12 protein-coding genes are annotated in these 13,868 nt (G+C 55.0%); 8 read left to right on the forward strand and 4 right to left on the reverse strand.

What is annotated here, in order from left to right:
• The first annotated feature begins 157 nt into the window (after positions 1-157).
• Genes AAGR08_RS05205 through hisP form a run of 3 tightly spaced genes read left to right on the forward strand, consistent with a single transcriptional unit; the run spans position 158 to position 2,339 of the window.
• Complete coding sequence (locus AAGR08_RS05205; protein WP_097096577.1) at positions 158-844, forward strand: histidine ABC transporter permease HisQ; 687 nt, start codon at positions 158-160, stop codon at positions 842-844.
• Positions 841-1,557 (forward strand): ABC transporter permease, encoded by a 717-nt coding sequence (locus AAGR08_RS05210; protein WP_097096578.1) that lies wholly within the window; start codon positions 841-843, stop codon positions 1,555-1,557. The genes AAGR08_RS05205 and AAGR08_RS05210 overlap by 4 nt, the downstream gene beginning before the upstream one ends.
• 8 nt (positions 1,558-1,565) lie before the next feature.
• Positions 1,566-2,339 (forward strand): histidine ABC transporter ATP-binding protein HisP, encoded by a 774-nt coding sequence (gene hisP, locus AAGR08_RS05215; RefSeq protein ID WP_097096579.1) that lies wholly within the window; start codon positions 1,566-1,568, stop codon positions 2,337-2,339.
• A gap of 206 nt (positions 2,340-2,545) precedes the next feature.
• On the opposite strand, the gene AAGR08_RS05220 is transcribed toward hisP, so the two are convergent.
• Entirely contained in the window at positions 2,546-3,493 is a 948-nt protein-coding gene (locus AAGR08_RS05220; RefSeq protein WP_097096580.1) for a sugar-binding transcriptional regulator, read from the reverse strand.
• Positions 3,494-3,688: 195 nt separating this feature from the next.
• Here AAGR08_RS05220 and dalD point away from each other — a divergent pair, with 195 nt between their 5' ends.
• The 3 genes from dalD to AAGR08_RS05235 are packed head-to-tail and all read left to right on the forward strand — an operon-like array spanning position 3,689 to position 7,872.
• A complete protein-coding gene (gene dalD, locus AAGR08_RS05225; protein ID WP_345828894.1) occupies positions 3,689-5,083 on the forward strand; it encodes a D-arabinitol 4-dehydrogenase in 1,395 nt (464 codons plus the stop codon).
• A gap of 10 nt (positions 5,084-5,093) precedes the next feature.
• Entirely contained in the window at positions 5,094-6,563 is a 1,470-nt protein-coding gene (gene xylB / locus AAGR08_RS05230) for a xylulokinase (RefSeq protein WP_345828896.1), read from the forward strand.
• 28 nt (positions 6,564-6,591) lie between these two features.
• Positions 6,592-7,872, forward strand: coding sequence for an MFS transporter (locus tag AAGR08_RS05235; protein WP_345828897.1), 1,281 nt, complete (start codon positions 6,592-6,594; stop codon positions 7,870-7,872).
• A 34-nt stretch (positions 7,873-7,906) separates the two neighbouring features.
• Here AAGR08_RS05235 and AAGR08_RS05240 read toward each other — a convergent pair whose 3' ends face one another.
• Complete coding sequence (locus AAGR08_RS05240; RefSeq protein ID WP_097096582.1) at positions 7,907-8,803, reverse strand: TIGR01777 family oxidoreductase; 897 nt, start codon at positions 8,801-8,803, stop codon at positions 7,907-7,909.
• A 204-nt stretch (positions 8,804-9,007) separates the two neighbouring features.
• Here AAGR08_RS05240 and yfcF point away from each other — a divergent pair, with 204 nt between their 5' ends.
• Both yfcF and yfcD read left to right on the forward strand, forming a co-directional pair.
• Complete coding sequence (gene yfcF / locus AAGR08_RS05245) at positions 9,008-9,649, forward strand: glutathione transferase (protein ID WP_345828899.1); 642 nt, start codon at positions 9,008-9,010, stop codon at positions 9,647-9,649.
• 110 nt (positions 9,650-9,759) lie between these two features.
• On the forward strand, positions 9,760-10,305 hold the full coding sequence (gene yfcD, locus AAGR08_RS05250; RefSeq protein ID WP_097096584.1) for an NUDIX hydrolase YfcD: 546 nt from the start codon (positions 9,760-9,762) through the stop codon (positions 10,303-10,305).
• Between the two features lie 64 nt (positions 10,306-10,369).
• Here the strand turns inward: yfcD and pta are convergent, their stop codons facing one another.
• On the reverse strand, positions 10,370-12,514 hold the full coding sequence (gene pta, locus AAGR08_RS05255; protein ID WP_176519158.1) for a phosphate acetyltransferase: 2,145 nt from the start codon (positions 12,512-12,514) through the stop codon (positions 10,370-10,372).
• Positions 12,515-12,587: 73 nt separating this feature from the next.
• A complete protein-coding gene (ackA, locus tag AAGR08_RS05260) occupies positions 12,588-13,790 on the reverse strand; it encodes an acetate kinase (RefSeq protein ID WP_345828902.1) in 1,203 nt (400 codons plus the stop codon).
• Between the last annotated feature and the right edge of the window lie 78 nt (positions 13,791-13,868).

Below are 13,868 nucleotides of genomic sequence, written 5' to 3' on the forward strand. Positions count from 1 at the left end.
CAGGAGCGTTGGCAACGTGTATTCATCCCGGTCACTTACTTGTATAAGCTCCGGGGAATTCATACACTTGCCGCCTTCCTGCGACTCGAATGTCTTGGTCAGTGCCGTCTTTGCATTAGGCGGTAATTTTACATTTTCCTCACGACAGGATTGAACCATGTTGTATGGCTATTCCGATGTAATCCTTAAGGGCACCCTTGTGACGCTAGAGCTGGCACTCAGCTCGGTGCTGCTGGCGGTGGTGCTCGGCCTGATTGGCGCTGGTGCCAAACTTTCCCGCAATCGCCCGCTGGCGATGCTGTTTGAAGGCTATACCACCTTAATTCGTGGTGTGCCCGACCTGGTGTTGATGCTGCTGATTTTCTACGGATTGCAGATCGCACTTAATACACTGACCGATGCGCTGGGGCTGGCCCAGTTTGATATCGACCCGATGGTCGCCGGTATTATCACGCTTGGTTTTATCTACGGCGCTTATTTCACCGAAACCTTTCGCGGTGCGTTTCTGGCAGTGCCGAAAGGGCAGATCGAAGCAGCCACCGCCTTCGGCTTTACCGGCTCGCAAACCTTCCGTCGTATTCTGTTCCCGGCAATGATGCGTTTTGCGCTGCCGGGCATCGGCAATAACTGGCAGGTCATTCTGAAAGCGACCGCGCTGGTCTCGCTGCTGGGCCTGGAAGATGTGGTGAAAGCCACGCAGCTGGCAGGCAAAAGTACCTGGCAACCGTTCTACTTCGCGATTGTGGCGGGGGTGATTTATCTGGTGTTTACCACGCTGTCGAACGGCGTGCTGTGGTGGCTTGAGCGCCGCTACACGGTGGGTGTGAAAAGGGCCGAGCTATGATTGAGATTATTCAGGAGTATTGGAAGCAGCTGCTCTGGACCGATGGTTATCGTTTTACCGGCATTGCAATTACGCTGTGGTTATTGATTCTTTCGGTTGTGATCGGCGGTTCTCTTGCGGTATTGCTGGCGATTGCGCGCGTCTCCTCCAACCGCTTTATCTCCACTCCGGTATGGTTGTTCACGTATGTGTTCCGCGGCACACCGCTGTATGTGCAGCTACTGGTGTTTTACTCTGGGATGTACACGCTGGAAGTGGTGAAAGGCAACGAGTTGCTAAACGCCTTCTTCCGCAGTGGACTGAACTGTACGCTGCTGGCGTTCACGCTGAATACCTGCGCCTATACCACCGAAATCTTTGCCGGTGCAATTCGCTCGGTGCCGCATGGGGAAATCGAAGCGGCGCGTGCTTACGGCTTCTCGCCGTTTAAACTCTATCGTTGCATTATTCTGCCCTCGGCTCTGCGCACGGCGCTGCCGGCTTACAGTAATGAAGTGATCCTGATGCTGCACTCCACTGCGCTGGCGTTCACGGCCACGGTGCCGGATCTGTTAAAAATCGCGCGCGATATCAACTCGGCGACCTATCAGCCGTTTACCGCGTTTGGCATCGCTGCGGTGCTGTATCTGATTATCTCTTACGGGCTGATTAGCGTGTTCCGCAAAGCTGAGCAACGCTTCCTCGCGCACGTAAAACCCTCTTCATCGCATTGAGTATCACTATGGCTGAAAATAAATTAAGCGTTACCGAACTGCACAAACGTTACGGTGAACATGAAGTTCTCAAAGGTGTGTCACTGCAGGCTAATGCCGGCGATGTGATCAGCATTATTGGCTCGTCGGGTTCCGGGAAAAGTACCTTCTTGCGCTGCATTAACTTCCTCGAGAAACCGAGTGAAGGCACGATTGCGGTGAACAATCAGCAGATCAATTTGGTGCGTGATACCGATGGTCAGCTGAAAGTGGCCAATAAAGAACAGTTACGCATGTTGCGCACGCGCCTGACCATGGTGTTTCAGCATTTTAATCTGTGGAGCCATATGACGGTGCTGGACAACGTCACCGAGGCGCCGATTCAGGTGCTAGGACTGAGCAAGGCAGAAGCGCGCGAGCGTGCGGTTAAATATCTGGATAAGGTCGGTATTGATGCGCGCGCGCGCGCCAAATATCCGGTACATCTCTCCGGCGGCCAGCAGCAGCGTGTGTCCATTGCGCGTGCCCTGGCAATGGAACCAGAAGTGTTGCTGTTTGACGAACCGACCTCGGCGCTGGATCCAGAATTAGTCGGCGAAGTGCTGCGCATCATGCAGAAGCTGGCCGAAGAGGGCAAAACCATGGTGGTGGTGACGCACGAGATGGAGTTTGCTCGTCATGTCTCTAATCACGTGATCTTTCTGCATCAGGGTAAGATTGAAGAGCAGGGCACGCCGGATGAGCTGTTCGGTAACCCGAAAAGCCCGCGCTTGCAGCAGTTCTTGAAGGGGTCGTTGAAGTAATTCCTGGTCGCCATGAATGGCGTAATGCCGCTCACTTAAGCAAAAAAATGCCTGTTTATGCAGGTGCGCATGAATGCGCACCCTACGAAAACCCGGCGATATTCACGTAGGGTCACCATTCATGGTGACCGATTCACGCTTAACTGACGAGCATTACGCCATGAATGGCGACCCTACTTCGTAGGTGCGCATGTATGCGCACCATTTCATTCCTGCAGCAATCTCAGCGCGGTATCCTCATCGGTCACCAAACCTGATACCCAACCACCCTGCAGTGCGGCACGTATTGCCGGATACTTACGCTCGCTGCCGGCAAAGCCGATAATCTGCCGCTGCGTTCGGCTCTCCAACAGTACGCTGGTGAGCAGCTCATCAGTTTCACCCAACACGCGCTCACCTTGCTGATTGAAAAAGTGCCCGAGCATTTCGCCAACCACGCCGCGCGCGTTAAGCGCTGCCACTTGCGTATCGGTAATAAAGCCCTCGGCATGCAGCGGACATCCGGGCTGAACCTCACCAATGCCAACAAACGCCACATCCGCCTGCAGTGCGCGCAACGTCACGCGTTGGTACACCTGATGCTGAATCCACATCGCCTTATCTTCGGGGGTATCGGCATACAGCGGTGCCGGGATAAAGAAATACTTGCCCTGCATTTTCTCCGCCATCTTCAGCGGTACATCGTAACGTGTGCCCGAATCATCCCGCGCAATTGCGCCAATCATTGATACGCACTGATGCTGCGGCCGTTCTACCCAAGGTAATGCATCGATCATCGAACGTAATGTCTTACCGGAACCAATGCCAAATACCTGCGGTTGCTCGTCATTAATGTATTGCGACATTACAGCAGCGCCTTCTACCGCCAGCATCTGCTGGATGGCATCCTCGTCGAGATTGGCTGAGGGCACCACGCGGCATAGCGTCAGGCCGAACTTATCCTGAATCTCGCGTGCCAGATGCAAACAATGCGTCACCGGATGATCAATTTTCACGCTCACCATACCCATCTCACGCGCGCTTGAGACAAGGCGCTGCGCCACCTGACGCGACAAGCCCAACGCGCGTGCAATCTCCTGCTGCGTCACGCCCGCGACGTAATACATCCAGGCCGCGCGTGCCGCCAGTTCTTGTTTTTTCTCTTCTCTGCTCATCACGCTGTTCCGCCAAAAACGATATGCCATGTTAACGCGAGAGAGAGGATAAGTGTTAATTGAGCAAAAGCCCTAAAATCGAGCAAAAGTTTTAATTGTGATTCAGCTCCCAGAATGATCTTTGCCGCAGGCACTATGCTACACGCCGTCGGGCAAATGCCCTTAATCGTGGCAAATGTTTACTTTGAGGCGAATATGACCAGTAAATCAGTGTGGATGCATATCGGCGCAGGCTCATTTCATCGTGCGCATCAGGCATGGTACCTGCATAAATTACGTGAGCAGGGCGATGACAGCTGGGGTATTGCACTCGGTAATATCCGTGAGGATGCCGCGCCGCTGCTGAACCAACTCTCTGCGCAAGCGGGCGAATACGTGTTGGAAACCGTTACGCCAGAAGGCGAGCGCGCCTATGAAACCATTACGTCGCTGCGCAAAATCCTGCCGTGGGACAGCGACATCAGCGCGCTGATTGATCAGGGTGCAAAGAGTGAAACCCGGGTCATTGGCTTTACCGTCACCGAAGCGGGTTACTACTTGACGCCAGAACATGAACTTGACCTCACGCAGAGTGATGTACAGGCCGACGTAACAGGCGATATCCGCACTATCTATGGTGCGCTGGCGCGCATTCTCGCACAGCGTGTTGCCAACGGCGGTGCTCCGGTTACGCTGCTCAACTGCGACAATCTACGTCATAACGGCGAACGTTTTCGTCACGGCTTTCTCGCGTTTCTTGCAGCAAAAGGCGATCACGCTCTGGCTCATTGGGTGCGTGAAAACACGACCTCGCCGAATACCATGGTCGATCGCATCACACCCCGTCCTACGCCGGATGTGGCTGAGCGCGTAAAAGCCGTCACCGGCAAAGACGACGGCGCAGCGGTGATGGCTGAATCCTTTATTCAGTGGGTGATCGAAGATGATTTTATTGCCGGTCGTCCGGCGCTGGAGAAGGTTGGCGTTGAACTCGTCGATTCCGTGTTGCCGTGGGAAGAGGCAAAAATTCGTATCCTCAACGCCACGCATGCGGCGATTGCCTGGGCCGGTACGCTGATCGGTCTTAATTATATTGATGACAGCACGCGTCAGCCGGCGATTTATCAACTGGCGTATGACTATGTCACGCAGGACGTAATGCCGTCGCTGTCACCCAGCCCGCTGGATCTGGCCGACTATCGCGACGTGGTTCTGGCGCGCTTCAGCAATCCCTACATCAAAGACACCAACCAGCGCGTTGGCGCCGATGGCCTGTCGAAAATCCCCGGCATGGTGACGCCAACGCTGCGTGAATGCTATCAGCGCGGTGCAGAGCCGGCGGCCACCGCAGTATTACCGGCACTATTTTTCCTGTTCCTGCAGCGCTGGGCCAGCGATGCACTGCCGTATCAATATCAGGATGGCATGCTGCAAGCGGACGCGCTGCGTCAGCAGTTTGCTCGTGCCGATGCGCTTAACGCGTTCCTCAGCGATAGCGCGCTGTTCGGCGAGCTGGCGCAGGACAAAGCTTTCCATGCGCTGGTCACGCGCAGCGTTGCCGATTTACAGCAGTGGCTAAAACAGCCAGAACGCGCGCTAGCCGCAGTGTAAGGAGTGCATTATGTATCTCGGCATTGATATTGGAACCTCGGAACTTAAGGCACTTCTCATCAACACGCAGGGCGAGATCGTTGCCTCTAACCATGCCACGCTGCACGTGCAGCGTCCGCACGCACATTGGGCTGAGCAGGATCCTGAGCGCTGGTGGCAAGCCTGTGGCGAGGTGATCGCTGGATTGCGTCAGCAGGCGGCACAAACGTGGAGCGAGGTTCGTGCCATTGGTTTATCAGGCCAAATGCATGGCGCAGTGCTGCTGGATGCGCAGGGGGATGTACTGCGGCCCTGCATCCTGTGGAATGACACGCGCAGCGCGCCACAATGCGAAGCACTGCGCGTGCAGCATCCGGAGATGATGCAGTTGAGCGGCAACATGATCATGCCGGGCTTCACCGCGCCAAAACTACGCTGGGTGGCGGAAAATGAGCCAGAGATTTTCCGCCGCATCGACAAAGTGCTGCTGCCAAAAGATTATCTGCGCTGGCGCATGACGGGACGTTTTGTCAGTGAACCCTCAGATGCGGCGGGCACGCTTTGGCTCGATGTGGCACAGCGCGATTGGTCTGATGAACTGCTGGCGATCACGGGGTTAACGCGCGCGCAGATGCCAGATTTGGTGGAGGGGAGCGCGGTTAGCGCCACGCTACAGGCCAATCTGGCAAGTGAGTGGGGTTTATCGGCCTCGGTTAGCGTCGCGGGCGGCGGCGGAGATAACGCCGCGTCGGCGGTGGGCGTGGGCGCGGTCAATCCGGGGGATGCCTTTATTTCGCTCGGGACTTCAGGTGTGATTTTCGTGGTCAACGATCGCTTACTCGCCGATCCGCAATCTGGCGTACACGCATTCTGTCATGCCTTGCCGGGCCGTTGGCATCAAATGAGCGTGATGCTTAGTGCCGCCAGCTGCCTGCGCTGGTTATGCAATCTGCTGTCGGTTACCGAAAGCCAGTTGATGGACGAGATGGCACAACTCAGCGATGAACAACGGCGTCACGCCCCGGTTTTCCTGCCTTATCTCTCCGGCGAACGCACGCCGCATAACGATCCCGATGCTTCGGGTTCTTTCTTCAATCTGCGACATGAAACACCTCGCGCGCTGCTGGGCTACGCCGTGATTGAAGGGGTGGCGTTTGGGTTGGCAGATGGATTCGCCGTGCTCGGCGATGCGAAGCGGCAGATTCATCAATGCAGCCTTACCGGCGGCGGCGCTCGCAGCACGCTATGGGCGCAGTTGATTGCTGATGTGCTGCAACTGCCGATTGTCACGCATCCCGCCAGCGCGTCTGGCGCATTAGGCGCAGCGCGCCTGGCGTGGCTGGCCGACGGCGGCCTGGAGAGCGAGGTCTGTCTTAAACCATTGGAACAGGCGCGTTATCAGCCGGATGCCGCGCGCGGCAGCGTACTGCAACAGCGACTGCAGGTGTTCCGCACACTCTACGCACAACAGCAGCAGGCGCGTACGTTACTGCCTGATTAACCGGATTACCGAACAGAGGATGATTGTGATGCAATCGAACGAATACTGGTTTGGCTTACCGAAAAAGATGTTTTGGGGCTTCCTCGCCATTGCGATTTTTATGGCGGGTGACGGTTTTGAGATGGCGTTCCTGTCGCGTCATATCACTGACATGGGCTTCTCCCCGGCGCAGTCGGCCGTGGTGTTCACGTTCTATGGACTGGCCGCCGCGCTGGCGGCATGGGCATCGGGCGTGGTGGCTGAATTGATTACTCCACAGCGCGCTATGATGATTGGGTTTGTGCTGTGGATCGTCATGCACACGCTGTTTATGTCGCTTGGTTTGGGGATGCGTAACTATCCGCTAATGGTGCTGTTTTACGGCATTCGCGGTCTGGCCTATCCGCTGTTTATCTACTCATTCATGATGATGCTGGTGCAGGTGCTGCCGCGTGAAAAACTGGCGGCCGCTACCGGTTGGTTCTGGGCGATGTATTCGGTAGGTATCGGCGTGGTAGGCAGCTATTTGCCGAGTCTTACGATCCCGATGCTCGGTGAAACCGGTACGCTGTGGCTGGCGATCGTTTGGGTGGCGTGCGGTGGCGTACTGGCCTACTTCAGCCTGCGTAATGTGCCGGTTGACCGGTCGCGCGTTAATCTGCCGATGCGTGACAAAATGACCGAGATGTCGCGGGCGGTGACCATTCTGTTTACCAATCAGCACGTGTTTTATGCCTGTCTGATTCGCATCATCAATACGCTGTCGCTGTTTGGCTTTGCAATCGTTATGCCGCTGCTATTTGTTGATCGCCTCGGCTTCAGCATCTCAGAGTGGCTGCAAATTTGGGCCGTATTCTTCTTCGTCACCATTTTCACCAATATCTTCTGGGGCATTACCGGTGAGAAACTGGGCTGGATCCGTCAGGTGCGCTGGTTTGGTTGTCTCGGTATGGCGATCTCCAGCCTGGCGTTTTATTACCTGCCGCTGTATGCCGGTCATAACTTCTGGGTGGCGCTGATTCCGGCGGTAATGTTGGGTATTTTTGTCGCGGCCTTCGTGCCTATGACAGCGGTGTTCCCAACGCTCGAACCCCATCACAAAGGAGCTGCAGTTTCGATTTATAACCTGTCGGCCGGATTAAGTAATTTCGTTGCGCCTGCCATTGCCTCAATACTGCTGCCGTTCTTCGATATCGTTGGCGTGGTGTGGGCTTACACCGTGCTGTATGTGTTCGCCGGCGTGCTGACCTTTATCATTCGCGTGCCTCAGCCGGGACATACCCGTGAACCTGTGGCGTTGAAATCTCGCGTCGCGCAACAGCGCAGTTAATACCTCAGGGCGGCCGACGTGCCGCCCTGATTATTCAACCGGCGACATCCTGCAGCGCTTGCTCTAAATCGTACCAGCGAAAACCAAAGCCTGATTCCTCCAGCCGCTTCGGCAACACATGTTGTCCTCCCAGCACCAACACCGATGATTCCCCCATCATCAACTTGATGGCGCTGGCTGGCGTACGCATAAAGGCGGGGCGATGCATCACATGGCCGAGCGTGGCGGCGAACTGTTCATTACGTACGGCGTAAGGCGCAACCATATTAAACGGTCCGCGCAGTTCAGGGTGATCGATCAACCACAGCATGGCGTTGACCAAATCGTCGATATGGATCCATGGCAAATACTGTTTACCGCTGCCTATTGGGCCGCCCACGCCGAGCTTAAACGGCAGCTTCATCTTCGCCAGTGCGCCACCTTCTTTGGCCAGCACCACGCCGGTACGCAGCAAGCACACGCGGGTGCGATCGCTCTGCGCTGCTAAGGCGAGTTGCTCCCAGCGCGCGCACAGCGCATGGGTAAATTCATTGTGTCCAGGGTCTTCTTCGGTGAGCACCAGATCGCCGGTATCCCCGTAAAAGCCGGTAGCAGAACCAGAAATTAAAAACTGAGGTGGGTTGCTGCTGGCGTTTATCAGCGAAACCAGCTGCTCGGTGATCTGCCAGCGGCTTTCACACAGCCGCTGCTTTTGTTGTTCAGTCCAGCGCTTGTCCGCAATGGGTTCTCCTGCAAGATTGATAACGCCATCAATGCCGTTTAAATCAGACTGCTGATTGATACCGGACCACAGTGCCACCCGAGGATCGAGTTTTTCACGTGCGGCGGCGACATCGCGCGTCACCACGCTTACCTGATGACCAATTTGTAATAAGCGCGGAATCAGGTGACGGCCAACTAGCCCGGTGCCGCCCGTAATCAGTAAATGCATGTTGAGCCTCCTTGTAATTTTTTCTCTGCTCAGATTCAGCATAGAAGAGAAGCGCACGCGCGGCGTGACTGGGCTTACGGTTATGAAGAAAAAGGGAAAGTTAGCGCTGGCCTTAGCGAGTAAAGATCCGACCAGCACACCATTGCCTTAGCAAATAAAAATCGGTAAACATGAAGCACACCTGACCCTTACCCGAGGCAGCCAATGAATTATCCAACCATTACTTTGTGGTCCGATTCTTCTTTTTTCAGCCCCTACGCCATGTCGGTTTATGTTGCGCTAACCGAGAAGGGCATTCCCTTCACTCTCAAGCGCGTCGATTTATCGCAGAACGCGCAATGGGATGAAGAGTATCGTGCTCTCTCTCTGACCTGTCGGGTACCGACGCTGCAAATTGATGATGTTGTCCTGACGGAGTCTTCCGCGATTGCTGAGTATCTGGAAGAGCGTTTTCCTGCGCCAGAGTTTGAACGGCTCTATCCGCGCGATCGCGAAAAACGGGCGCATGCGCGTGAAGTACAGGCGTGGTTACGTAGCGATCTGATAGCGTTGCGTGCCGAACGTCCTACTGAAGTGCTGTTTGCCGGTGAGCGTTTTGCTCCCCTGACGCAGGCAGGTGAACGGGCCGCCAGCAAACTGATCTCCGCCGTACAGCGTCTTCTGCCCGATGGTCAGCAAAATTTGTTTGGTGAATGGTCAATTGCTGACACGGATTTGGCGGTGATGATCAATCGCCTGGCGCTGCACGGCGATGCATTGCCGGTGAAGCTGCAGCACTATGCCGAGTTCCAGTGGCAGCGTGCTTCAGTGCAGCTATGGTTAGCGGAATCCGGTAAAACCCGCTAAGCACGATGCGCCTTGCGGAGGCGAAAAGAACGCTTTACCTTACGGCAGATTCTAATAAAGCATGACAACAGGCGCGTGCTGGGCACGCCGAAAACAGAAAAGGGTTACGGATGGTGGATCAAACGGCAGGTGACGGTATCGAGTGGGTTGATATTGTTAGCGAAGAGAACGAAGTCATTGCGCAGGCCAGCCGTGCGCAGATGCGTGCGCAATGTCTGCGTCATCGCGCCACTTATATTGTGGTGCATGATGGCATGGGCAAAATTCTGGTGCAGCGTCGCACTGAAATCAAAGACTTCATGCCGGGTATGCTCGATGCCACTGCCGGTGGTGTGGTGCAGAGCGGGGAAGACCTGCTGGAATCTGCGCGTCGTGAAGCGGAAGAGGAACTCGGTATCGCTGCCGTTCCGTTCGCTGAACATGGACAATTCTACTTTGAAGATCAGCATTGTCGCGTCTGGGGCGCGCTGTTTAGCTGCGTTTCGCATGGTCCCTTCGCGATGCAGGAAGAAGAAGTGGATGAAATTTTCTGGATGACGCCGGAAGAAATCACCGCGCGCTGTGATGAATTCACTGATGATTCGCTGAAAGCGCTGTCGCTATGGCTGAGCCGTAACAGCGATGCTGCACGTCGCAAGCAGAGCAGCGAAGCGTAATTCCGCAGACGTAAAAAAGGCGCCTATCGGCGCCTTTTTGCTTTTTAGCGAGCGGGGAAGGGGATTAGCCTTCGGCTTGCTGGGACTGAATCGCCGTCAAGGCAATGGTGTAAACAATGTCATCGACCAGTGCGCCACGCGACAGGTCATTCACCGGCTTACGCATGCCTTGCAGCATCGGTCCAATGGAGATTAGGTCAGCTGAACGCTGTACCGCTTTATAAGTGGTGTTGCCGGTGTTCAAATCCGGGAAGATGAACACAGTAGCGCGACCTGCAACCGCAGAGTTTGGCGCTTTGGATTTAGCCACGTCTTCCATAATCGCGGCGTCATACTGCAGTGGACCATCAATCACCAGGTCCGGACGTTTTTCCTGCGCAATGCGCGTTGCTTCACGTACTTTCTCAACGTCGCTACCGGCACCTGAGTTGCCGGTTGAGTAGGAGATCATCGCTACGCGTGGATCGATGCCGAAGGCTTTAGCGGAATCAGCAGACTGAATCGCGATTTCGGCCAGCTGCTCTGGGTTAGGATCCGGGTTGATAGCGCAGTCGCCATAGACCAAAACCTGCTCTGGCAGCAGCATGAAGAATACGGAAGAAACCAGCGAGCTGTTTGGCGCGGTTTTAATCAGCTGAAGCGGTGGACGAATGGTGTTAGCGGTGGTGTGAACCGCGCCTGATACCAGACCATCAACTTCGCCGCTTTCCAGCATCATAGTGCCCAGCACCACGTTATCTTCCAGCTGCTCTTGCGCAACAACTTCTGTCATGCCTTTGCTCTTACGCAGCTCAACCAGGCGCGGTACGTAGTTTTCACGTACCACTTCCGGATCAACGATCACGATGCCTTTGCCCAGCTCAACGCCCTGAGCGGCAGCCACGCGCTGAATCTCTTCCGGGTTGCCCAGCAGCACGCAGGTGGCGATGCCGCGCTCGGCACAAATCGCCGCTGCTTTCACGGTACGTGGTTCATCGCCTTCAGGCAGAACAATACGCTTGCCGGCTTTGCGCGCCAGCTCGGTCAGCTGATAACGGAACGCTGGCGGCGACAGGCGACGGCTGCGTTCAGAGGTGGCGGTGAGTGATTCAACCCAATCTTCATTGATGAAGCTCGCTACATACTCCTGCACTTTCTCAATGCGCTGAGTATCGTCGGTTGGCACTTCCAGGTTGAAGCTCTGCAGGCTGAGTGAGGTCTGCCAGGTGTTGGTTTTCACCATAAATACCGGCAGGCCGGTTTGGAACGCACGTTCGCATAGACGCGCGATAGGCGCTTCAATCTGATAACCGCCGGTCAGCAAGACCGCACCGATTTCCACGCCGTTCATCGCGGCCAGACACGCGGCCACCAGCACATCCGGACGATCGGCAGAGGTAACCAGCAGTGAACCCGGGCGGAAATGCTCGAGCATGTGCGGAATGCTGCGCGCACAGAAGGTTACTGATTTCACGCGGCGGGTCTGGATTTCACCTTCGTTGATGATATCGGCATTCAGATGGCGACACATGTCGATAGCGCGCGTGGCGATCAGATCAAAACTCCATGGCACACAGCCCAGTACCGGCAGCGGGCTGTTGGCGAAAAGCTGCTTTGGATCGATGTTGGCGATGCTGGCCTTGGTGGAGTCATCGAAAATCTCTGACAAATCCGGGCGCGTGCGGCCTTGCTCATCAACCGGTGCGTTCAGTTTATTAATGATCACGCCTGTGATGTTTTTATTCTTGCTGCCGCCGAAGCTGCTTTGCGTCAGTTCGATACGCTCTTTCAGCTGGGCCGGAGAGTCGTTACCCAGCGCCATCACGAAGACGATTTCAGCGTTCAGAGTTTTGGCGATTTCATAGTTCAATGCCGAGGCGAACTGATGTTTACGCGTTGGCACCAGACCTTCAACCAACACCACTTCAGCGTCTTTTGCGTTCGCGTGGTAGTTAGCAATGATCTCTTCCATCAGCACGTCTTGCTGGTTAGACCCCAGCAGCGACTCAACGCGTGACATCTGCAGCGGTTCAGCGGCAGGAATCGCGGAGCTTTTACGAATAATGCTGGTGGTTTGGTCTGGCGCATCGCCGCCTGCACGTGGTTGGGCAATGGGCTTGAATACGCTCAGGCGCACGCCTTTGCGCTCCATGGCACGGATCACGCCGAGGCTGACGCTGGTCAGGCCGACGCTGGTGCCGGTAGGGATGAGCATGATTGTACGTGACACGATAGAAACCTCTCAGGTGTTGCAGACTGTCTAAAACAACTCCGTCAGCCTGGGCTGACGGAGAGAAGTGATGTTAGGCGGTGAGACGCGCGGCATCCTGGGCAATGACCAGCTCTTCGTTGGTAGGGATCACCACTGCCGGGCGAGTGCCTTCTTTATTGATGAAGCCTGATTTACCGAAGCGCGCTGCCAGATTGCGCTCGTGATCGACTTCGAAGCCCAGCAGGCCCAGTTTCTGCAAGGAGAGCTCACGTACCATTGCGGCGTTTTCACCGATACCGCCAGTAAATACCACGGCATCCAGGCGGCCTTCCATCAGTGAGGTGTAGCTACCGATGTATTTCGCCAGGCGGTGACAGAACACATCCATCGCACGTTTGGCATCTTCTTTAGTGGCGTAGTTATCTTCCACATAACGGCAGTCGCTGGTGACTTCTGTCAGACCCAATAGACCAGACTCTTTGGTCAACAGTTTGTTGATAGCATCAACGCTCATGCCCAACGCATCATGCAGGAAGAAGATGATCGCAGGGTCGATATCACCGCTGCGGGTGCCCATCACCAAACCTTCCAGTGGGGTAAGTCCCATTGAGGTATCAACACACAGGCCGTTACGGATAGCGGAAACAGAGCCGCCATTACCGAGATGGCAAGTGATAATATTCAGCTCGTTCACCGGCTTGTTGAGCATTTTTGCGGCTTCCTGCGTCACATAGTAGTGACTGGTACCATGTGCGCCATAGCGACGAACACCATGCTCTTTATACAATTTGTACGGAAGCGCATACAGATAAGACTCTTCCGGCATTGTCTGATGGAATGCTGTATCAAAAACCGCCACATTTTTATCGGAAAGATGCGGGAAGTTTTTTAGCGCTTCATCTATACCGATAAGGTGTGCAGGATTGTGCAACGGGGCGAATGAAGACGCATCTTTAATGCCCTGAATAACGGACTCGTCGATAATGACTGATTTGGTTAACTGCTCGCCGCCATGAACAATGCGATGGCCGATTGCAGCGATTTGTGCCGAAAGCTCTGGTTTTTGTGCCAGAATAGTTTTAACGATGAAGTTGAGCGCTTCGCTATGTGCAGCGCCCGCACCCAATGGGGCTTCTTGTTTGCTTCCTTCCAGCTTCCATTTAATGCGAGCTTCAGGTAAATGGAAACATTCAGCCAAACCCGACAAATATTCATCGCCAGTGGCTGGGTTAAGGATGGCAAACTTCAGAGAGGAGCTGCCGCAGTTCAGAACCAGGACTAACTTCGTCGACATGGAAGTACCTATTTGTTAAATAGTGGCTAAAAATAACGCAATCAGACTAACAGCGTAGCCCAGGAAAGCTGGTAGGTT

The organism is Pantoea sp. BRR-3P (genome assembly GCF_039621635.1).
Lineage (GTDB): Bacteria > Pseudomonadota > Gammaproteobacteria > Enterobacterales > Enterobacteriaceae > Pantoea > Pantoea floridensis.